16 protein-coding genes and 1 pseudogene are annotated in these 20,999 nt (G+C 65.2%); 8 read left to right on the plus strand and 9 right to left on the minus strand.

Translation table 11 applies throughout. The features are described 5' to 3' along the window. Positions 1–550: 550 nt before the first annotated feature. The 4 genes from IF803_RS36525 to IF803_RS36540 all read right to left on the minus strand — a co-directional run bounded on the left by IF803_RS36525 (position 551) and on the right by IF803_RS36540 (position 7,232). Positions 551–3,703, minus strand: coding sequence for an efflux RND transporter permease subunit (locus IF803_RS36525; protein WP_028343654.1), 3,153 nt, complete (start codon positions 3,701–3,703; stop codon positions 551–553). 13 nt (positions 3,704–3,716) lie between these two features. After that, entirely contained in the window at positions 3,717–4,634 is a 918-nt protein-coding gene (locus IF803_RS36530) for an efflux RND transporter periplasmic adaptor subunit (protein WP_461195549.1), read from the minus strand. A 245-nt stretch (positions 4,635–4,879) separates the two neighbouring features. Further along, positions 4,880–5,530: an OmpA family protein gene (locus tag IF803_RS36535; RefSeq protein ID WP_028343656.1), complete on the minus strand. Its 651-nt coding sequence runs from the start codon at positions 5,528–5,530 to the stop codon at positions 4,880–4,882. 142 nt (positions 5,531–5,672) lie between these two features. Continuing rightward, positions 5,673–7,232, minus strand: a complete 1,560-nt coding sequence (locus IF803_RS36540) for a caspase family protein (RefSeq protein WP_461195550.1) — start codon at positions 7,230–7,232, stop codon at positions 5,673–5,675. 388 nt (positions 7,233–7,620) lie between these two features. Here IF803_RS36540 and IF803_RS36545 point away from each other — a divergent pair, with 388 nt between their 5' ends. After that, entirely contained in the window at positions 7,621–8,427 is an 807-nt protein-coding gene (locus IF803_RS36545; RefSeq protein ID WP_461195551.1) for an N-acyl homoserine lactonase family protein, read from the plus strand. 8 nt (positions 8,428–8,435) lie between these two features. Next, the gene (locus tag IF803_RS36550; protein ID WP_461195564.1) at positions 8,436–9,383 is read left to right on the plus strand and encodes an NAD(P)-dependent oxidoreductase; all 948 of its coding nucleotides are present in this window, start codon (positions 8,436–8,438) and stop codon (positions 9,381–9,383) included. Between the two features lie 536 nt (positions 9,384–9,919). Here IF803_RS36550 and IF803_RS36555 read toward each other — a convergent pair. After that, complete coding sequence (locus IF803_RS36555) at positions 9,920–10,480, minus strand: MarR family winged helix-turn-helix transcriptional regulator (protein ID WP_038385745.1); 561 nt, start codon at positions 10,478–10,480, stop codon at positions 9,920–9,922. Positions 10,481–10,619: 139 nt separating this feature from the next. Between IF803_RS36555 and IF803_RS36560 the strand changes: the two are divergent. The 5 genes and pseudogenes from IF803_RS36560 to fahA all read left to right on the plus strand — a co-directional run. Then, a pseudogene (locus tag IF803_RS36560) lies at positions 10,620–12,278 on the plus strand (FAD-dependent oxidoreductase); the annotation flags it as partial. 9 nt (positions 12,279–12,287) lie between these two features. Continuing rightward, positions 12,288–12,515, plus strand: coding sequence for a DUF2783 domain-containing protein (locus IF803_RS36565; RefSeq protein WP_225643236.1), 228 nt, complete (start codon positions 12,288–12,290; stop codon positions 12,513–12,515). Between the two features lie 28 nt (positions 12,516–12,543). Continuing rightward, complete coding sequence (locus tag IF803_RS36570) at positions 12,544–13,497, plus strand: MBL fold metallo-hydrolase (protein WP_016843247.1); 954 nt, start codon at positions 12,544–12,546, stop codon at positions 13,495–13,497. A 2-nt stretch (positions 13,498–13,499) separates the two neighbouring features. Then, complete coding sequence (gene hmgA / locus IF803_RS36575; RefSeq protein ID WP_461195552.1) at positions 13,500–14,846, plus strand: homogentisate 1,2-dioxygenase; 1,347 nt, start codon at positions 13,500–13,502, stop codon at positions 14,844–14,846. A 201-nt stretch (positions 14,847–15,047) separates the two neighbouring features. After that, complete coding sequence (gene fahA / locus IF803_RS36580; protein WP_461195553.1) at positions 15,048–16,319, plus strand: fumarylacetoacetase; 1,272 nt, start codon at positions 15,048–15,050, stop codon at positions 16,317–16,319. 253 nt (positions 16,320–16,572) lie between these two features. On the opposite strand, the gene IF803_RS36585 is transcribed toward fahA, so the two are convergent. Then, the gene (locus tag IF803_RS36585; protein ID WP_028344098.1) at positions 16,573–16,884 is read right to left on the minus strand and encodes a DUF1272 domain-containing protein; all 312 of its coding nucleotides are present in this window, start codon (positions 16,882–16,884) and stop codon (positions 16,573–16,575) included. Between the two features lie 81 nt (positions 16,885–16,965). Further along, a complete protein-coding gene (locus IF803_RS36590; protein WP_461195554.1) occupies positions 16,966–17,439 on the minus strand; it encodes an Lrp/AsnC family transcriptional regulator in 474 nt (157 codons plus the stop codon). Positions 17,440–17,562: 123 nt separating this feature from the next. Between IF803_RS36590 and hppD the strand changes: the two genes are divergently transcribed. Continuing rightward, positions 17,563–18,681: a 4-hydroxyphenylpyruvate dioxygenase gene (gene hppD, locus IF803_RS36595; RefSeq protein WP_461195555.1), complete on the plus strand. Its 1,119-nt coding sequence runs from the start codon at positions 17,563–17,565 to the stop codon at positions 18,679–18,681. Between the two features lie 166 nt (positions 18,682–18,847). Here hppD and IF803_RS36600 read toward each other — a convergent pair whose 3' ends face one another. Together IF803_RS36600 and IF803_RS36605 are read right to left on the minus strand one after the other, a co-directional pair. Continuing rightward, the gene (locus IF803_RS36600; RefSeq protein ID WP_461195556.1) at positions 18,848–19,960 is read right to left on the minus strand and encodes a CaiB/BaiF CoA transferase family protein; all 1,113 of its coding nucleotides are present in this window, start codon (positions 19,958–19,960) and stop codon (positions 18,848–18,850) included. A 232-nt stretch (positions 19,961–20,192) separates the two neighbouring features. Continuing rightward, positions 20,193–20,993 (minus strand): FAD binding domain-containing protein, encoded by an 801-nt coding sequence (locus IF803_RS36605; RefSeq protein WP_461195557.1) that lies wholly within the window; start codon positions 20,991–20,993, stop codon positions 20,193–20,195. Positions 20,994–20,999: the final 6 nt, after the last annotated feature.

Below are 20,999 nucleotides of genomic sequence, written 5' to 3' on the forward strand. Positions count from 1 at the left end.
GACGCCTTCACCTCCGAGGAATGTGCCAACTACCTCAAAAATTCAGGCTATCGAACTTAATGCCATCACGCTTTAGAACGTGATGAAACCGGATTGAATCGCATGCCCGGGTGATGACACCGCGTGGCGTGACGACCTGAATCGGGAAGCATCCTCATCGTCGTCCCTGCGAAAGCAGGGACCCATACGCCGCGGCGGACCTTGTTGCAGGGACTCGTCGTTCCAGCATCGCCCAACAATTGGCAGTTGTGGCTATGGGTCCCTGCTTTCGCAGGGACGACGTAGTGGAGGGGCCGCGGACTCAACGGCGGCGTCGCTACGGTTGGCCGCAGAGAAGCGACGCCGCGGTCATACGATTTCTGTATAATGGAAGAATACCGCTGATTTGCCCGACGAGTCAAGTTGCCGTGTCGAACGCCGGCCGTCGCCGGCTACTTTGCATGGGGTTGTTTTCGATATTTTGGCAGTGCACCCTGCGACGGCGGCCTTCGCGACTGCTGCCCAAACCCGGCTTCACCATGCTTTGGCGGCACCGCTGGCGTGCCTCAGCTCATTCCGCGGCGGGCGAGATCATGTTCGGTGGACCGGGCGGCCGCTTGGTCTCGTCAGCCTGCTTCTCGTTCGGGGTCAGCTCGTGGTCGGCATGCGAGACCACGAACCGCTTGCCGAAGCGCCAGATCAGGCTGCCGATATCGTCCATCACCATGAACATCGCCGGCACGAACACCAACGACAGCGCGGTCGAGAAGATCAGGCCGCCGATCACCGCGAGCGCCATCGGCGAGCGGAATTCGCCGCCGGCGCCGAACGCCAGCGCTGAGGGCATCATGCCGGCGGCCATCGCGATCGTGGTCATCACGATCGGGCGGGCGCGCTTCATGCCGGCGTCGATCATGGCTTCCTCGCGCGCCTTGCCGTCGCGGATCGCCTCCACCGCGAACTCCACCAGCATGATGGCGTTCTTGGTGACGATGCCCATCAGCATCAGGATGCCGATCCACACCGGCGTGGTGAGCTGCTTGCCGGTCAACAGCAGCGCGCCGATCGCGCCGCCGATCGAGAGCGGCAGCGAGAACAGGATGGTGATCGGCTGCAGGAAGGTGCCGAACAGCAGCACCAGCACGGCATAGACCATCATCAGGCCGGCGGTGATCGCGGTGGCGAAGCCGTCGGACAGTTCGGCGAGGCTCTCGGCGTCGCCGGACGGGCTGACCTTCACGCCCTTCGGCAGGCTTTTCATGACCGGCAGGTCGTAGATCAGCTTGGTGGCGTCGCCGAGCGCGGCGTTGCCGACGAGATCGGCGGCGACGGTGGCCTGCCGCTCGCGGTCGTAGCGGTTGATGCTGGTCGGGCCCTGGTCGAGCTGGATGTCGGCGACGACAGAGAGCGGCACGCCGCCGCGCTCGCCGCGCTGGCCGAGCGGCACCCGCAGCTGCTCCAGCATCTGCAGGTCGCTGCGCGCATTGTCCTCGAGCTGGACCCGGATCGGCACCTGGCGGTCGCCGGCGTCGAACTTCGCCAGCGCCGGACCGACGTCGCCGATGGTGGCGACGCGGATGGTCTGCGACAGGCTTTCGGTCGAGACGCCGAGCCGGGCCGCGAGCTCGGCACGCGGGCGGATGCGCAGCTCGGGCCGGTCGAGCGCGGTCTCCGAGATCACGTTGGCGATGATCGGAATCCGCTTCATCTGCGTCGCGAGTTCACTGGCGACGTTGTTGACGATGTTGCTGTCGGTGCCGGTGACGACCAGCGAGATCGCGCGCAGGCCGTTCTCGTCGAGGAACCAGAACCTGATGTCAGGAACGTTATCGAGCTCCTTGCCGATCGACAGTTCGAGCTCTCGCTGGGTGATCTTGCGGTCGGCCTTCGGCGTGTAGTTGATGATCAGCGCGGCGCGACGCACCTCCTGGAGGCCCGGCGGCACCCGGCCGCCGTCGACGAACACGCTTCGTACCTCGGGCCGCTTGCGCAGCCGCGCCACGATCTCCTCGGTGACCTTCTCGGTGTAGGCGAGCTGCGAGCCGGGCGGCAGCTCCATCGCGAGCAGCGAGCGCGCGGTGTCCTGCGCCGGCAGGAAGCCCTGCGGCAGCAGCGTGATGCTCCAGATCGACGCGGCGAAGATCGCAAAACCGATCAGCACGGTGACGAAGTAATGCTTTACCGACCAGGTGACGAGGCTGTGATAGCCGCGCAGGATCGGGCCGGGCGGCGGATCGTCGTGGTCATGATGCTTGAGGAAATAGGCGGCCAGCATCGGCGTCACGAAGCGCGCAGCGAGCAGCGAGAAGAACACCTGCACCGACACGGTGATGCCGAACTGCTTGAAGAACTGCCCGGCGATCCCTGACATGAAGCTTGCCGGCGCGAAGATCGCGATGATGGTGAGCGAGATCGCGATCACCGCAAGGCCGATCTCGTCGGCGGCTTCGAGGGCGGCACGATAGGGCGTCTTGCCCATCCGCATGTGGCGGACGATGTTCTCGATCTCGACGATGGCATCATCGACCAGGATGCCGGTCGAAAGCGTGATGGCGAGGAAGGAGACGAGGTTGAGCGAGAAGCCGAGCAGGTCCATCGCCCAGAATGCCGGGAAGATCGACAGCGGCAGCGAGACCGCCGCGATGATCGTGGCGCGCATGTCGCGCAGGAACAGCAGCACGATGATCACGGCAAGGATCGCGCCCTCGAACAAGGTCGAGATCGCGGCCTCGTAATTGCCCTTGGTGAACTCGACAGAGGTGTCGATCAGCTTCAGGTCGACGTCGGGATAGGCCACCTTCAGCGCGTCGATCCGCTTCTGCACAGCGGCCGCGACGACGACGTCGCTGGCGCCCTTGGAGCGCTTGATGCCGAGCGCGACCACCGGCTCGCCGTTGAAGCGGGCGAAGGTGCGGCGGTCGGCGATGGTGTCGGTGACGGTGCCGAGATCGTCGAGCCGGATCTCGCCACCGCCGAACAGCGGGATCATGGTGCCGGCGAGCTCGTTCAGCGTCTTGGCGCCGGCGAGCGTGCGGATCGCCTGGTCGTTCTTGCCGATCTCGGCGCGGCCGCCGGCGACGTCGACATTGGTGCCGCGCAGGATCTGGCTGACATTGACCGCGGTCAGTCCCACCGCCTGCAGCTTGTCAGGATCGAGCGAGACCAGGATCTCGCGCTCGACACCGCCGATGCGCTCGACCTGGGCGACGCCGCGCACGCCCTGCAGGGCGCGCTTGACCACGTCGTCGACGAAATAGGACAGCTGCTCCGGCGTCTTGCCGGGCGAGATCGCAGCATAGGTCACGATCGGCAGGCCGATCACGTCGACGCGCTGGATCAGGGGCTCGGTGACGTTCTGCGGCAGATTGGCGCGCACGCGCGTCACCGCGTCCTTGACGTCGTTGAGCGCGCGATCGGTGTTGGTCTCCAGCGCGAACTGGATCGTGGTCACCGACAGGCCGTCGGTGATCGAGGACGAGATGTGGCGCACGCCCTCGACGCCGGAGACGCCGTCTTCGATGGTCTTGGTGACTTGCGATTCAAGTTCCGACGGCGCGGCGCCGAATTGCGAGACCGCAACCGAGATCACCGGAATGTCGGCGCTCGGCAGCCGCGTCACCGCGAGCTTGGTAAACGAGACCCAGCCCAGCACGAGCAGGATGATCGAGAAGACGATCGAGGGAAGCGGGTTCCGGATCGACCATGCCGAGATGTTCAAAGCCATTAGCGTGCCCGAATTACCGTGATCGCGTGCGATCGAGTTCGTCGGCGAACATGGTCTTGATCTGGTCGCCGTCATGCAGCGAGGTGCCAGCGTCGGCCACGACGATTTCGCCGACGTCGAGGCCTTCAAGGATTTCGGTCGAAGTGTCGGAGGTGAGCCCGACGCGCACCCTGCGGGTCTCGACCGTGTTGCCCTTCACGACCTGCAGGGTCAGGCGGTCGATCGCGGTGCGCGGCACCGCGACGCCGCAGGAGCGCTTGGCGTCGATATTGGCGCGCGCGAACATGCCGACCTTCAGTGTCGGATTGTTGTTGATGGTGATGCGGACGTGCCCGAGCTGGGTGGTGCGGTCGATCTGCGGCGAGATCTGGCGGACCTTGCCGACCATGTCGGGCGCATCGTCGCGGCTGATCCGCACATTGGCGCCGGGATTGAGCTTCAGGAGCTGGAAGCCCGGCACTTCGGCGTCGAGCTCGATCTCGTTGTTGATGGAGATCTTGAACATCGGCGGACCCTGCGGCGAGGCCGGCGCGCCGGGCGCGGAGCGCACTTCGGTGACGAGGCCGGCCGCCGTCGCCCGCAGCACAAGCGGCTTGGCATTGGCCTGTGCGGCCTGCTGCGGCGGCGGGGTCAGCCGCGCCAGTTCCTGGTTCTCGGTGACCGTGTCGCCCTCGCGGACCAGCACGTCGATGACCTTGGAGCCGTCCTGGTCGACATTCACCTGCGCCTCGCGGCGCGGCACGATGAAGCCGGTGACGCGGACCATGTCGGAGAAGCAGGCATTGGTCGACTTCGTCACCACGACCAGCGCCTGGCCCGGCGTCTCCTTCTCCTCGGGATGGGAGCGATGCTCGAACGCGTAATAGGCGATCGCGAGGGCGAGGAAAACCACCGTGCCGAGCGCAGGCTTGAGGTATTGGGAAAAATTCATCGCCTGATCAATCCAGAGCCTGGCGCATCATGGGTGTTGGTCGAAGTCTCATCACGCTCGCTATCGTACTGCTTGGGCATTCGGAAGGCCGGTGCCATTGTTCCGGATCATGCCCTGACGTCATGTGAGGCGGGTCACCTGTGGGCCGTTTGGGTCTCGGCCCAACGGCATTGGCCCAAAAGCAAATGCGCCCCGCCGGGGTGCGGGGCGCATTGTAACCTCAAAAACACAGTCCGCCACGCCCATCACTTGGCGGCGGTGGCCTTGTTTTCCACGTTCACGACCTGCACGCGCCGGTTCACCTCCGCCATCGGGTGGCTCGGGTCCTTCAGCTTGCTCTTGCCATAGCCGACGGTGACGAGATCGGTGCCGTTGATGCCGTATTTGTCGACGAGATAGCGCTTGATGGCGTCGGCGCGGCGCTCCGAGAGACCCTGATTGTAGTCCTCGCCGCCCGCGGCGTCGGTGTGGCCGGCGACCACGAAGGTCGAGCCCTTCAGGTCCTGATTGGTCAAGGCGCGGCCGAGCGCCTGCACCGACGGCAGCGACTTCGCGCTGATGTCGGCGGAGTTGTAGTCGAAGTTGATCTCGAGATCGATCTTGGGCTTGTCCTGGACGATGGTCGCGATTTCCTCGCGTTCCGCCGAGGACAGCGAGCGGGTGGCGCGGCCGCGAACGCTCTGCACGAATTTGGCCTGGTCGGCATTCAGCTCCGGCGAGGTGGTCTGCGGGCCGGCCGAAAGGCCGCGGGTCAGCGGCTTCTTGTCGGGCGTCAGCGCCTTGATGATCTGATCTTCGGTGACGTCGCCGGCATGGGCGACGGCCATGCCGAACGACAGCGCGGCGCCAACGGTCATGATTGAAACGATCGCGGCCTTTGCCGACGGCTTGAACATTTCGGTCCCTCTTGCGCAAGCTGGCGCGGTTCCAGGCAATTATTCAGATTGATCGCCGGCGTTGCTGCCCGGCACGCACCCTCTGATTAGTCGCGCAATTCCGTCCGCGGTTCGAGCTCGCGGGCAGGTCTTCGTCGGTCTGTCACTGCACGCCGTAGTCGGCGAATTCCTTGACGATGTTCGGGTCCATCGCCTTGGCGTTGGCGATGTCGAGATCGCCCTCCGCCACCGCGCCGTTGCGCTGCTTGGCGAGGCCGCGCCCGTACAGCGACGAGGTCAGCCGCGGGTTGATCTTCAGCGCGGCGTCGAAATCGGCGATTGCGTTCTTGTTCTGCCCGCCCTTCAGGTTCATCAGCCCGCGGCTGTCGAGCGCATCGACGAAGTTCGGACGCAGCCGCAGCGCCTCGTTGCAGTCCTTCAGCGCCGCCTGCAGGTCGCCGATCACGGTGCGGACCCAGCAGCGGTTGTTATAGGCCTCGACATCCTTCGGGTTCAGCCGCAGCGAATTGGTGAAGTCCTTCACCGCAAGGTCGTAGGCCCCCTTGCTGGCATAGACCTGGCCACGGCGATACAGCGCCGCTGCGTCGTCGGGATTCTTGTCGAGCTTTTCGCTCAGGCTCTTGATCGTCGGGTCATCGGCGAGCACGGGCGAATTGCTCGGCGCCGGCGTGGGCTGGATCACCACCGGCGGGGGAGCGGCGGGCGGCGGCAGGGCGATCTCGGGCGCCTTTGGCTGGGGTGGCGGTGCGGTCGGCGCTGCCGCAACCGGAGGCTTTGGCGGCGCCGGTGATGGTGTCGGCGCTGTTGCCGCCGGTGGCGTCGGGGTTGCCGCGGGCGGTGTCGGCGTTGCTGCGGGCGGTGTCGGCGGAGGCGCGACCGGCGGCGCCGTTGCCACCTCGGGTGACGGCGGCGCGGCGGGTGCCGGCGCGGCGTTCGATGGCCCGGCCGTGTCGGCCGGGATGAACGAGAAATCCTCGGCCAGTGACGACGAGATCCACGGCACCTGTTCCTGCCGCGAGGCCCGGGTGACGCCGACGCGGGTGCGGTTCAGCGTTTCCTCGGCCATCAGGTCGGGGGTGCGGATCTCCTTCAGGAGTTCCCGCACGAACAGGCTGCGGTCGCTGCCATTGTCGGAGACGACGGACGACAGCGCGGCCGAATACATCACCAATGTGCCGTTCGGCGCGATCACCGGGGCGAGCCCTGCCGAAAAGCTGCGAAAGCGCCGCTCGAACGGGTTGCGCCGCGAGGCGTCGATCAGGGCGATCTTCACCCCGGCGCCGCGGCTGTTGATTTCCCCGAGTACGGTCTCGAGGCTGAAGCCGTCGCGGCGAACGTCGGCCTCGGCCCAGATCTGCGCATCGATCGGGATCATGTAGCTCTGCCGGTTCGACTGGATGCCGTAACCGGAGAAGAAGATCAGGGCGACCGAGCCCGGCCTGATCTTGCCGTAGAGGCGGTCGAAGGCGCGGCGCATGCCGTCGCCGGTCAGGTTCTCCCCGACCTCGACGGTGAAGCCGTCGCGCTTGAGCTCGTCGGCGACGTCACGTGCGTCGTTGACCGGCTCCTTCAGCGGTGCGTCGGCGTCGGGATATTTGGCGTTGCCGATGACCAGCGCAAAACGGTCGCCGGCGGCGAAGGACAAAGTGGGCGCCGCGATTGAAAAAATCAGCGTGGCGAGCAAGGCAAGGCGGATTTTCATAATCGCAGCAAATCCAGATCGCGGCATTCCAATGAAACGGCGCCGCTTCCAGCCTGCGCCTCGGGGACCTTACTCTAGCGAAAATCCATTATCAAACCACGGCCAAACCCCCGTCAACGGCTTGCGGCAGCACCGCTAATCGCGGTGATACTGGTGAGACCGCAGTGCAACAGCACACGGTCGTGGCGGCCATCGCCGTCACGGCATGGTGCAGGTTCCTGCGGGCCGATAATGTGCTTGCGCTCACAACGGCTGTCGCCACCCTGTCATGCGCTCGTCGCACGCCGCGCGGTTTGACCTTTGCGCGAGGCGATGGCTTTGTGTTCAGGACGGCAAGCCATTCAAAACAAGCCAATCAGAACAAGCCCTGCAAACAAGAGCGAAACCGATGGGAAACGCCTACGAGATCTACGCCCTGCGCTATGCGACGATGTCGCCGCGCACGCCCCACCTCAACTTCCTGGTGCCCGATCCGCACGATACCACCGCGCAAGACCTGGATTATTTCGTCTGGCTGATCCGCGGCCATGGCCGCGACATCCTGGTCGACACCGGCTTCAACGCCGAGGAGGCCAAGGCGCGCGCCCGCAAGCTGACGCTCAACCCGGTCGATGCGCTGGCCGGCTTCGGCGTCAGCGCCGACAGCATCGAGGACGTCATCGTCACCCATCTGCACTACGACCATGCCGGCAATCTGGATCGCTTCCCGAACGCCAAATTCCATCTGCAGGAACGCGAGATGAGCTACGCGACCGGCCGCTGCATGTGCAACGGCATGCTGCGCCATCCGTTCTCCATCGAACACGTCACGCAGATGGTACGCCACGTCTATGGCGAGCGCGTCACCTTCCATTCCGGCGACGGCGAGATCGCACCCGGCGTCACCGTTCATCGCGTCGGCGGCCATTCCGACGGCCTGCAGGTGGTGCGCATCGAGACCGCGCGCGGCCCGGTCGTGCTGGCGTCCGATGCCGCGCATTATTACGCGAACCTGCACAAGCGCAGCCCGTTCCCGATCGTCTACAATGTCGGCGACATGGCGCAAGGCTGGGAGACCGTCGAGCGACTGGCCGGTCATCCCGATCGCTTCATTCCCGGTCACGATCCGATCGTCAGCGAGATCTATCCGCGGGCCAGCGACAAGGTCGATGCGTTCGCCCTGCATCTGGCGCCGTCGCGATCGTTCGCGAAATAGCCTCGCCGATTGGGCGAGGCACGTCTGCAACACGTCAAGAAACGTCAAAAAGAAGCGATATGACTGACACCAAGACGACTGACACCAAGACTCTCGGGTTCATCGGCCTCGGCGTGATGGGTGAGCCGATTTGCCGCAACCTCGTCAAGAGGAGCGGCAAGCGCGTTGTCGTGTTCGACCTCTCGGCCGAACCGCTGCAGCGGTTGCGCGCCGACGGTGCCGAAGTTGCGGCGTCGGTCGCCGACGTCATCAAGCAGAGCGATGTGCTGTTCCTCTGCTTGCCGAGCGCCAGGCACGTGCGCGCGGTGTTCGAAGGCGACGGCATCTTGAAGAACACGAGAAGCGGCCAGATCGTGGTCGATCTCGGCACGTCTTCAGTCAGCCAGACCCGCGATTTCGCGGCGCAGTTGCAGGCCAAGGGCGCGGCGTGGGTCGACGCGCCGATCGCGCGCACGCGGCAGGCGGCGCAGGACGGCACGCTCAGCGTGATGGTCGGCGCGGTGCCCGCGCTCTATGCCGCGATCGAGCCCTTGATCCGCTGCTTCGCGACCGACGTCACCAATTGCGGCGACGTCGGCGCGGGGCAGGTGACCAAGATCCTCAACAACATGGTGTTGTTCGAGACCGTGAACGCGCTGGCCGAGGCCATCGCGGTAGCGAAGCACAATGGCGTCGATCCAAAGCTGCTGCTGGAGACCCTGTCGAAGGGCTCGGCCGACAGCTTCGCGCTGCGTAACCATGGCATGAAGGCGATCGTGCCCGGCGTGTTTCCCGAGCGCGCATTCTCGACCGAATATGCGCTGAAGGATCTGTCCTACGCGTTGGAGCTCGCCGCCGACGCCGGCATCAAGATCCGCGGTGCGGAGCTGATCGGCACCGTGCTCCAGGAGGCGATCGACAAGGGATCGAAGGACAATTATTTCCCTGTCATCGCCAAGCATATCGACAGGGTGTAACGGCACCGTCATTGCGAGGAGCGTAGCGACGAAGCAATCCATCGTCCCGCATGCTCGGATGCATGGATTGCTTCGCTTCGCTCGCAATGACGGTGGAGGGAGCCGCACAAGATTCCATCACCGTCACCCCCGCGCAAAGGCTTCGCCTTTGTCGCTGGAGGAGCGCGCTCCTGCGCGCGTCTCGAAGGGTCGACGGCCCGGATGGTGGCCGTGCATCCTTCGAGGCTCGCTCCGCTCGCACCTCAGGATGACGGGTTTGGTAGAGCTGCTGCGGATTGGCGCAGCGTGATCCGCCGTCGGCGCGTGGTTCATCGGCGGATTACGCCTTCGGCTAATCCGCCCGTGCAGCTGACGCGTCGTCCCGGCCTCATGTTGAGTTGGGGTGAAGCCAACCCCCGGCGTCGTCCTGGCGAAGACCAGGACCCATAACCACAAATCTAGCTTGTCGGGCTCGCTGCGACGAGGAGTCCCGTTCACAACACCGGCCGCGGCGTATGGGTCCTGGCTTTCGCCAGGACGACAGCGGAGTGTGGGGCTTAATACGCGTCCTTGGCGTCGGCCTCTTCGCTGGTCTGCACCAGTTCGAGGCTGCTCTCGACCTTGCCGAGCAGGCGGCCGAGGTCGCGGCGTTCCTGTGCGGAGAGGCAGGACAGGATGTCCTGTTCCTTGCGCAGCAGGCGCGGGATCAGCTCCTCGTAGAGCGCCTGGCCCGCTTTGGTCAGTCGCAGACGGAATTCGCGGCGGTCGTCGGCGTTCTCGACGCGCTCGACGATCTCGCGCTCCATCAGCGCCGACACCGCTCGGCTGATGGTGGATTTATGGGTGCGCGTGCAGTGCGCGATATACTGCGCGCTGCAGGGATCGCTGCGGAAGCCGAGCGTTGCGAGCACGCGCCACTCCGGAATGTCGAGGCCGTAGCGCGCCTGATACTCGCTCGACAGCGCCGAGGATACCTCGGCCGCCAGCCGGTTCAGGCGGAACGGCATGAAATGGAAGAGATCGAGGCGCTTCTTTGTCGGCGCGATCGTGTCGCGCACCTCCGCTTCCACGGCACTGCGCGGGCGGGCTGGAGGCTGGCTTGCAGAGGTCCGTGCCAAAAATCCCTCCAATTTGAGTTGACGGCAGCCCCGACTGGGGGTTTAAGATAGTTGCAAGTGAGACTAATTTAGCAAGGTCGCGGCCGCCTCGCAAGGTCCCGGTCGCAAGCCGGTCACACAGAACCGCGGCCAGAGGCCGCGGCGCAAGGGAAACATCCAGGGTCACGGAATGGCACACGCCAACACGGCACAGGCCAAAACCCAGTTCGGCTATCGCCGTCATCCCGACCAGGAGCGCTCGGGCGCCAACGTCGCGGAGCATCCCGTCGTCGTGGTCGGCGCCGGGCCGGTGGGATTGTCGCTCGCGATCGATCTCGCGCAGCGCGGCCAGCGCGTGGTGCTGCTCGACGATGCCGACCGGATCGGCGAAGGTTCGCGCGCGATCTGCTTCTCGAAGCGCTCGCTGGAGTTCTGGGATCGCCTCGGCGTCGGCGACCGCATGGTCGAGAAAGGCGTGGTGTGGAGCGTCGGCAAAATCTTCCACGGCGCCTCGCAGCTCTACCAGTTCAATTTGCTTCCCGAGGAAGGCCACAAGCGGCCCGCCTTCATCAACCTGCAGCAGTTCTACGCCGAGGCCTATCTGGTCGACCGGGTCGGGCAACTGCCTGAAATCGACCTGCGCTGGCGCAACAAGGTGATCGCGCTGGAGAGCCGCAACGACGGCGTTGCGCTGACCATCGCAACTCCCGATGGCTCCTACCAGGTACACGCGGCCTTTGTCGTCGCCTGCGATGGCGCCCGCTCGTCGCTGCGGCAGATGGTCGGCGCGGAGTTCGCAGGCCAGGTGTTCGAGGACCAGTTCCTGATCGCCGACGTCAAGATGACGGCGGCGTTCCCGACCGAGCGCTGGTTCTGGTTCGATCCGCCGTTCCATGCGGGGCGCTCGGCGCTGCTGCACAAGCAGCCGGACGACATCTGGCGGATCGATCTGCAGCTCAACCCGGATGCCGATCCGGTGGCCGAGAAGCAGCCCGAGAATGTCCGGCCGCGGATCGAGCGCATGCTCGGCCATGACAAGTTCGAGTTCGAATGGATATCACTCTACAAGTTCCAGTGCCGCCGGATGGCCAAGTTCATCCACGGCCGGGTGATCTTTGCCGGTGATTCCGCCCACCAGGTCTCGCCGTTCGGCGCGCGCGGCGCCAATTCCGGGCTCGAGGACGCCGAGAATCTGGCGTGGAAGCTCGACCGCGTGCTGCGCCGGCTGTCGCCGGAAGGCTTGCTGGAGAGCTATCACATCGAGCGCAGCGCGGCGGCGGACGAGAACATCCGCGAGTCCACCCGCTCGACCGACTTCATGGCGCCGGTGACGAAACAGGAGGCGCGGCTACGCCAGGCCGTGCTGTCGCTCGCCAAGGACACCGAGTTCGGCAAGCGCATGGTCAATGGCGGGCGGCTCTCGGTGCCGTCGGTCTACGACACGCCGCTGTCGAGCGGCGATCGCGACGACTGGCGCGGCGGCCCGCGGCCGGGTGCTTCGATGCCGGATGCGCCGGTGACGGAGCAGGGCGGTGGTTCCACCTATTTGACCGATGTTTTCATCAGACAGGGAACGCGCTTCACGCTGCTGGAGTTTGGCAATGGCGCTGCGGTCGATGTGCCGGACGGCGTCGGCAGCATCCGGATCGGCGGCGAGGATGGGCTGGTCGACGCGCAGGGCCTTGCCGGCAAGCGCTACGATGCCGAGCCCGGCACCGCCTATCTGCTGCGGCCGGACGGTTATGTCGCGGCACGCTTCCGCAACGCGGCGCGGCCCGCGCTCGATGCGGCGCTGGCACGCGCAGCAGGCCTGAACTGAGGAGCAGTCATGGCGCTGTCGACCGGTTCGAACTTCGCAAAGCCCGATGACGCTTTCCGCGCCATCGTCGAGGCGCATCGCGGCCTCACCGAGGCGCAGAGCGCCGATCTCGATGCCGCGCTGGTTCTGGTGCTCGCCAACCATATCGGCGATCTCGACGTGCTGCGCGAGGCGATCGCGCTGGCGAAGCGGCGGATGCTGGACGCCAGCCAGCAGCAACAACAGCAACAACAATAGCACTGAGCAAACGGACAGGATTGAACTGATGGCCAAAGGTTTCGCATCGACCACGGATCTCGCGGAGAAGAAGGTCACCTTCTCCGAGATTGGCACCGATCTCTATGCCTTCACCGCCGAGGGCGATCCCAACACCGCCGTGATCGTCGGCGACGACGGCTGCCTGGTGTTCGACGCGCAGGCGACGCCGGCGATGGCGAACAAGGTGATCGAGCGGGTCAAGACCGTCACCGACAAGCCGATCAAGTATGTCGTGCTGTCGCACTACCACGCGGTGCGTGTGCTCGGCGCCTCCGCCTATCACGCGCAGGGCATCGTCGCCTCGCAGGAAACCTATCGCCTGATCGAGGAGCGCGGCCAGCAGGACTGGGATTCCGAATATGGCCGCTTCCCGCGGCTGTTCCAGGATGCGGCGAGCATTCCCGGCCTGACCTGGCCGACGCTGACCTTCGAAGGCGAGATGTCGATCTATCTCGGCAAGCGCGAGGTGCGGCTGATGCAGCTCGGCGCCGGCCATACCTCGGGCGACATCGTCGCCTGGGTACCGGATGCCGAGGTGATGTTCTCGGGCGATCTGATCGAATATCACTCGGCCTGCTATTGCGGCGATGCGCATTTGCGCGAATGGCCGACGACCTTGAACGAGATCCGCGCCTTCAACCCGAAGGCGATCGCGCCAGGCCGCGGCGACGCGCTGAAGGGCCTCGCCACCGGCCGCGATGCGATCGCGATGACCCGCGATTTCGTCACCACGCTCTACGGCGCCGCCGAATCCTCCGTCGCCAAGGGCCGCAGCCTGAAGGAATCGATGGCGGCGACGCGCGAGGTGATGGATCCGAAGTTCTCGAGCTTTGCAATCTACGAGCATTGCCTGCCGTTCAACGTTTCGCGCGCCTATGACGAGGCGTCCGGGATCGATGATCCCGTGATCTGGACCGACAAGCGCGACCAGGAAATGTGGGCCGCCCTGCAAGGAGGATAGTGATGAACATCAATACCTCGCCTGACCAGATCGTCCGCAGCTCAGGGCAGGTCACCCCGGGCTACATGTCCGGCTTCGGCAACAGCTTCGAGACCGAGGCCTTGCCCGGCGCGCTGCCGATGGGGCGCAACTCGCCGCAGCGCTGCGCCTACGGGCTCTATGCCGAGCAGCTGTCCGGCTCGCCGTTCACGGCGCCGCGCGGCACCAACGAGCGCTCCTGGCTGTATCGCATCCGTCCGTCGGTGCGGCATTCCGGCCGCTTCGCCAAGGCAGATAGCGGGCTGTGGCGCACCGCGCCGTGCCACGAATACGATATGCCGATCGCACAGCTGCGCTGGGACCCCGCGCCGATCCCGAAGGAGGACATGACCTTCCTGCAGGGCGTGCAGACCATGACCACGGCGGGCGATGCCAACACCCAGGCCGGCATGGCGGCGCACATTTATCTCATCACCAAATCGATGGTCGATCAGCATTTCTACAATGCCGACGGCGAGATGATGTTCGTGCTGCAGCAGGGCAATCTGCGCCTCGTCACCGAGTTCGGCCGCATCGACGCCGAGCCGGGCGAGATCGTCGTGATCCCGCGCGGCGTCAAATTCCGCGTCGAAATTCCCGGCGGCCCGGCGCGCGGCTATCTCTGCGAGAATTACGGCGGCGCGTTCACGCTGCCGGAGCGCGGCCCGATCGGCGCCAACTGCCTCGCCAATTCGCGCGACTTCCTGACGCCGGTGGCGAGCTACGAGGACAAGGACACGCCGACCGAACTCTACGTGAAATGGGGCGGCTCGCTGTTCAAGACCACGCTGCCGCACTCGCCGATCGACGTGGTCGCCTGGCACGGCAATTACGCGCCCTACAAATACGATTTGCGCACCTTCTCGCCCGTCGGCGCGATCGCCTTCGATCATCCCGATCCCTCGATCTTCACGGTGCTGACCTCGCCGTCGGAGACCGCGGGCACCGCGAATATCGACTTCGTGATCTTCCCGGAGCGCTGGATGGTGGCCGACAACACCTTCCGTCCGCCGTGGTACCACATGAACATCATGTCGGAGTTCATGGGGCTGATCTACGGCGTCTACGACGCAAAGCCGCAGGGCTTTGTGCCCGGCGGCATCAGCCTGCACAATTGCATGCTGCCGCATGGCCCCGACCGCGAAGCCTTCGAGCACGCCAGCAACAGCGAGCTGAAGCCGGTGAAGCTGACCGGCACGATGGCCTTCATGTTCGAGACCCGCTTTCCGCAGCGGGTGACACGGCACGCCGCGACGTCGTCGACGCTGCAGGACGATTACTCGGATTGCTGGAAGGGTTTGGAGAAGAAGTTCGACCCGAACAAGCCGTGATCTTACCCTCCCCTGAAGGGGGAGGGTCGACGCGAATGAAATGAGCGGCGGGGTGGGGTGACAGTCTCTCCTTTGAGGCGGTACCCGAGTGGAGGGATCACCCCACCCCGTCTCGCATTTCGCTTCGCTCCATGCGAGCCGACCCTCCCCCTCCAGGGGAGGGTGGCTAAAGTGGCACCACATTATTGCATCGAGAAAACGATGACCCACCCCAACGATCCAAAGCTCCGCTCCTTCATCGACGTCGCGCCCACCTCCGACTTCCCGATCCAGAACCTGCCTTACGGCGTGTTCTCGTCGAAGGATGGCCTAGCGCCGCGCGTCGGCGTTGCGATCGGCGATTATGTGCTCGACCTCTGGGAGCTCGAGCAGGACTCGCGGCTCGATGTCGGGCCGCTCGGCGTGTTCTCGCAACCGTCTCTCAACGCCTTCATGGCGCTCGGGCCGAAAGTGTGGTCGGCGACGCGGGCGCGGATCAGCGAGCTGCTGCGCTCGGATCATCCGGAGCTGCGCGACAACAGGGAATTGCGGGCGCGGGCGCTGGTGCCGATGGCTGACGTCAGGCTGTACATGCCGTTTGTGGTTTCGGGCTACACCGATTTCTATTCGTCGAAGGAGCACGCCACCAATGTCGGCGTCATGTTCCGCGGCAAGGACAATGCGCTGCAGCCGAACTGGCTGCATATGCCGATCGGCTATAACGGCCGCGCCTCGACTGTCGTCGTGTCAGGCACCAAGGTGCGGCGTCCGCGCGGCCAGCTGAAGCCGCCGACATCGGAGGTGCCGAGCTTCGGCGCCTGCAAGCGGCTCGACTTCGAACTCGAGATGGGCGTGGTGGTCGGCCAGGCCTCGCCGATGGGCGAGATGCTGACGGAGAAGCAGGCCGAGGAGATGATCTTCGGCTTCGTCATCCTCAACGACTGGAGCGCGCGCGACATCCAGCAGTGGGAATACGTGCCGCTCGGCCCGTTCCAGGCCAAGGCGTTCGCGACCTCGATCAGCCCGTGGGTGGTGACGCGCGAGGCGCTGGAGCTGTTCCGCATGCAAGGTCCGGCGCAGCAGCCCGAGCCGCTGGCGTACCTGAAGCAGACCCAGCCGAACAATTACGACATGCAGCTCGACGTCGCGCTGCGCGCCGGTGCGATGAACGAGGCGAAGACGATCTGCAGCACCAACTTCAAATACATGTACTGGTCGTCGGTGCAGCAGCTCGTGCACCACGCTTCCAGCGGCTGCGCGATGAATGTCGGCGATCTCTTAGGCAGCGGCACGATCTCCGGCCCCGAAAAGCATCAGCGCGGCAGTCTCCTGGAGATCAGCTGGAACGGCACCGAGCCGGTCGAGCTCGCCAGCGGCGTCACGCGCTCGTTCCTTGAAAATGGCGATTCACTGGTGATGCGCGGCTGGTGCCAGGGCGACGGCTATCGCGTCGGCTTCGGCGAGGTCGAAGGCACCATCGTCGCGGCGGAGTAGCTCTCCGCGTATTCCGCTGCTTCACCTCCCCTTGAAAAAGGGGAGGTCGGTTGCGCAGCAAACCGGGTGGGGATCCGCTCTCTCCGCGAACGCCGGCGCCCGCGGCTGACCCCCATCCCACCTTCCCCCTTTCAGGGGGAAGGAGCCCGACAGCGGGGCCGTCATTGCGAGGAGCGAAGCGACGAAGCAATCCATCCATCCGCGTCATGGAGAGAATGGATTGCTTCGCTTCGCTCGCAATGACGAGTGAGTCTCACCGCTCCTCGGGCCTGACATCCTTCAGCCGCGCGGTATTCGCCGCGACGTCCTCGAGGCTGTATTTCAGATGCACCCGCTTGTCGGACGGCGGCTGGTTCACGGTGCAGACACCCGCCCGCCACGGCTTGGCCGGGCGGATCGGCCGCGGCGCGAAGCCGCCGCCGCAGTTCGGGCAGACATTGCCGAGCTTGGTCTCGGCGCAATCCGCACAGAACGTGCATTCATAGGAGCAGATCCGCGCGTCGGTTGCGCTGGGTGGCAGGTCCTTGTCGCAATATTCGCAGTTCGGTCGCAGCTGCAGCGCCATGGTTCGTCTCTCTTGCCGTTGCTGGAATGATCGCAAGCCAAGCCGCAAAAGCGAATGGCGGATTTCCCTCGATTTGAGCCATCACGCCTGTAGCGCTTTCAGCGGCAGCCTGGTGCTCTCCTTCAGGCGGTCGAGCACGATCGACGAGCGCACGTGGGCCACGCTCTGGTGCGGCATCAGCACGTTGTTGACGATGTCGGACAGGCTCTTGAGGTCGCGCAGCATCACCTTGAGCACGTAGTCGGCATCCCCGGTCAGCGCGTAGGCCTCCTGGATATCGTCGACGCGGTTGACCAGCTCGCGAAACCGCTTGGCGTTGTCGGGCGAGTGGGTCGCCAGCGTGATGTGGATGAAGGCGATCAGGCCGAAGCCGAGCGCTTCGCCGGCGAGCTCGGCGTGGTAGCCGGCGATGACCTCCTCCTCCAGCCGCATCCGCCGCCGCGAGCATTGCGATGCCGACAGCCCGACGAGGTCGGCCAGCTGCTGGTTGGTCAGCCGGCCATCGTCCTGCAGCGCGGCGAGCATTTTCAGGTCGAAGGCGTCGACTTCAGTCATGCGCAGAATGTCCATTTCATGCACAGATCGTGCGCGAGAATAGCAAAAATGGACCTATTTTGCACGCACATTGCGGAGCAAGTGACGGAAATTGATCTCCAGACAAATCAGGGAGTTGCCGCCATGGGTCCGTTTCCGCACGATGCGCCGCCGGCCGAGATCAGCACCGAGAACCCGATGGGCACCGACGGCTTCGAATTCGTCGAATACGCCCACCCGAATCCGGCGGAGCTGCACGCGCTGTTCAAGCTGATGGGCTTTGTCGCGGTCGCCCGCCACCGGACCAAGGCAATCACGGTCTATCGCCAGGGCGACATCAACTATCTCGTCAATGAGGAGCTGGGCAGCCACGGCTTCAACTTCGTCGCCGCGCACGGCCCCTGCGCGCCGTCGATGGCGTTCCGCGTGGTCGACGCGAAGCATGCCTATGAGCGCGCGATCGCGCTCGGCGCCGAGCCGGCGGATGTCGCGTCCAAAGCCAAGGCGCTCGATGTGCCCGCGATCAAGGGCATCGGCGGCAGCCTGCTCTATTTCGTCGACCGCTACGGCGCCAAGGGTTCGGCCTATGATGCCGAGTTCGAGTGGCTCGGCGCGGCCAACCCGCGCCCCGCGGGCTCGGGCCTGTATTACGTCGATCACCTCACCCACAATGTCCATCGCGGCCGCATGGATGTCTGGACCGGCTTCTATGCCAAGCTGTTCAACTTCCGCCAGATCCGCTTTTTCGACATCGAAGGCCGCGCGTCCGGCCTGTTCTCCCGCGCGCTGACCAGCCCGGACGGCAAGATCCGGATCCCGATCAATGAGGACGCCGGCGATTCCGGTCAGATCGAGGAATATCTCAACGTCTATCGCGGCGAGGGCATCCAGCACATCGCCTGCGGCGCGCGCGACATCCACACGACGGTCGAGAGGTTGCGCGCCGACGGCCTGCCGTTCATGCCGTCGCCGCCCGACACCTATTTCGAGCGGATCGACGCCCGCCTGCCCAAGCACGGCGAGGACGTCGCGCGGCTCAAGACCAACGGCATCCTGATCGACGGCGAGGGCGTGGTCGACGGCGATCAGACCAAGGTGCTGCTGCAGATCTTCTCGGCCAACGCGATCGGGCCGATCTTCTTCGAGTTCATCCAGCGCAAGGGCGACGACGGCTTCGGCGAAGGCAACTTCAAGGCGCTGTTCGAATCGATCGAGGAAGACCAGATCCGCCGCGGCGTGCTGAAGGTCGATCACGCGGCGTAGGCCCTTGGAGGGGAGCGCGTTCGCTCAAAACTCTCAGTCGTCGTCCCGGCGAAGGCCGGGACCCATAACCACCGAGTCTAGTTGTAGAAGGGATAGCGGCCCCAACGTCGCACAATAGCCGGCATTTGGGGTAATGGGTCCCGGCCTTCGCCGGGACGACGGTGAATTATTTCCCCGCCTTCCAAGCCGCTGTCACGTCCCCGATGCTCGCCAACTCCGGCTCGCGGATTGCCGACGGCGTGCGCGAGAAGCGCGGCGCGGGGGCGGGCTGGGTGACGCCGTGGCGTTCGACGAACACCTGGCGGGCTGCCATGTGCGGATGCTTGGGGGCTTCCTCCATGGTCAGGATCGGCGCGAAGCAGATGTCGGTGCCTTCCATGATCGTGCACCAGTCGGCGCGCGACTTGCTCTTGAACACTCGGGTCAGCTTCTCCTTCAGCGCCGGCCAGGCCTTGCGGTCCATCTGCGCGTCGAAGTCGGCGTCGGTCAGGTCGGCATGCTTGCGCAGCAGCGCGTAGAACTGCGGCTCGATCGAGCCGATCGAGATGAAGTTGCCGCAGGAGCATTCGTAGACGCCGTAGAAATGCGCGCCGCCGTCCAGGAAATTCTGGTCGCGACCGCCGCTCCAGCGGCCCTGCGCGGCCATGTCGTAGAACATCGACATCAGCGACGCCGCGCCGTCGCACATCGCGGTATCGACCACCTGGCCCTTGCCGGACTTCTGCGCTTCCAGCAGCGCGGCGAGCACGCCGACCACGAGGTAGAGCGCGCCGCCGCCGAAATCGCCGACCAGGTTGAGCGGCGGCACCGGCTTCTCTTTGGTACCGATCGCAGCGAGCGCGCCCGTGATCGAGATGTAGTTGATGTCATGGCCGGCGGCATTGGCCAGCGGGCCTTCCTGGCCCCAGCCGGTCATGCGGCCATAGACTAGCCTTGGATTGCGCGCGAGCACGACATCGGGGCCGAGGCCGAGGCGCTCCATCACGCCGGGACGAAAGCCCTCGATCAGCGCGTCGGCATGGCCGAGCAGGTCGAGCACTTCGGCAATCGCCGCCTTGTTCTTGAGGTCGAGCTCGATGACCTTGCGGCCGCGGGTTGCGACCGCCTTCAGATTCTTGCCCGCGCCGACCCGATCGAGCGTGATGACCTCGGCGCCCATGTCGGCGAGCAGCATGCAGGCGAACGGGCCGGGGCCGATGCCGGCGAATTCGACGATGCGGAAGCCGGCGAGCGGGCCCGAGGTGCGAGCGGCGGTCTGGGAGGCGGGTTTATCGAGCACGTTGTTATTCCGTTGGTTGCGGGGCGCTAGGCGGCTGAGATGTCACGGCTGGCTTGGTGCCGAACTTCATGCGTTCTCCCAGCCGTCCGTGGGACGGTATTTTTAATTAGCTGATTAGCTAAATTGTCTCGCCTAATGCGGGATGTGGCAAGCGTCTTTTGCCTTGGAGCGGCGGTAAAACGCGAACGGCGCGCATCGCTGCGCGCCGCTCCGGACTTGTGTTTAGGCGCTATCAGCCGGCAGCGGTCACCGCGCGTTGCCCCATCACCTTGATCAGGTTCGCGCGATAGTCTGCCGAGCCGTGGATGTCGGCGAGCAGGCCGCTCGCCGGGATCGTCACGCTGTCGAGCGCCGAGGCCGCCCAGTTCGCCTTCAGCGCCTGCTCGATCGGCGCGACCCGCATGACGCCACTCTGCGACGCGCCGGTGGCGGCGGCGCGGACGTCGCCCGACTTGGTCTTGGCGACGAACACGCCGGTCAGTGCGAAGCGCGAGGCCGGGTTCGGGAATTTCGCATAGCCCGCCTTGGCCGGGACCGGGAACGATACCGCGGTGATGATCTCGCCATCCTCGAGCGCCGTCGTGAACAGGCCCTTGAAGTAGTCCTCCGCCGCGATCGACCGCTTGTTGGTCTTGATCGTCGCGCCCAGCGCCAGCACCGCCGCCGGATAATCCGCCGCCGGGTCGTTGTTGGCGAGCGAGCCGCCGATCGTGCCGCGATAGCGCACGGCGGGATCGCCGATCATCGACGCCAGATTGGCGAGCGCCGGGATCGCCTTCTGCACAGCGTCGCTTTGCGCCACATCGTAATGCGGCGTCGCGGCCTTGATGGTGACGGTGTCGCCCGAGACCTCGATGCCGATCATCTCCTGCACCTTGGAGAGGTCGATCACGTCGGAAGGCGCGGCAAGACGCTGCTTCATCACCGGAAGCAAGGTTTGTCCGCCGGCGAGGAATTTTGATTCCGCGCCTTTGGCGAAGGTTGCGGCGGCGTCAGCGACCGAGGAAGCGCGGTGATAATTTGTCTCATACATGGCTCT

The sequence above is a fragment of the Bradyrhizobium sp. UFLA06-06 genome (genome assembly GCF_054820065.1).

Bases quoted from the DNA above. Each gene is read 5' to 3' on its own strand.
- IF803_RS36525 (WP_028343654.1), bottom strand. From the start codon at position 3,703: ATGGCTTTGAACATCTCGGCATGGTCGATCCGGAACCCGCTTCCCTCG.
- IF803_RS36530 (WP_461195549.1), bottom strand. From the start codon at position 4,634: ATGAATTTTTCCCAATACCTCAAGCCTGCGCTCGGCACGGTGGTTTTC.
- IF803_RS36535 (WP_028343656.1), bottom strand. From the start codon at position 5,530: ATGTTCAAGCCGTCGGCAAAGGCCGCGATCGTTTCAATCATGACCGTT.
- IF803_RS36540 (WP_461195550.1), bottom strand. From the start codon at position 7,232: ATGAAAATCCGCCTTGCCTTGCTCGCCACGCTGATTTTTTCAATCGCG.
- IF803_RS36545 (WP_461195551.1), top strand. From the start codon at position 7,621: ATGGGAAACGCCTACGAGATCTACGCCCTGCGCTATGCGACGATGTCG.
- IF803_RS36565 (WP_225643236.1), top strand. From the start codon at position 12,288: ATGGCGCTGTCGACCGGTTCGAACTTCGCAAAGCCCGATGACGCTTTC.
- IF803_RS36570 (WP_016843247.1), top strand. From the start codon at position 12,544: ATGGCCAAAGGTTTCGCATCGACCACGGATCTCGCGGAGAAGAAGGTC.
- hmgA (WP_461195552.1), top strand. From the start codon at position 13,500: ATGAACATCAATACCTCGCCTGACCAGATCGTCCGCAGCTCAGGGCAG.
- fahA (WP_461195553.1), top strand. From the start codon at position 15,048: ATGACCCACCCCAACGATCCAAAGCTCCGCTCCTTCATCGACGTCGCG.
- IF803_RS36585 (WP_028344098.1), bottom strand. From the start codon at position 16,884: ATGGCGCTGCAGCTGCGACCGAACTGCGAATATTGCGACAAGGACCTG.
- IF803_RS36590 (WP_461195554.1), bottom strand. From the start codon at position 17,439: ATGACTGAAGTCGACGCCTTCGACCTGAAAATGCTCGCCGCGCTGCAG.
- hppD (WP_461195555.1), top strand. From the start codon at position 17,563: ATGGGTCCGTTTCCGCACGATGCGCCGCCGGCCGAGATCAGCACCGAG.
- IF803_RS36605 (WP_461195557.1), bottom strand. From the start codon at position 20,993: ATGTATGAGACAAATTATCACCGCGCTTCCTCGGTCGCTGACGCCGCC.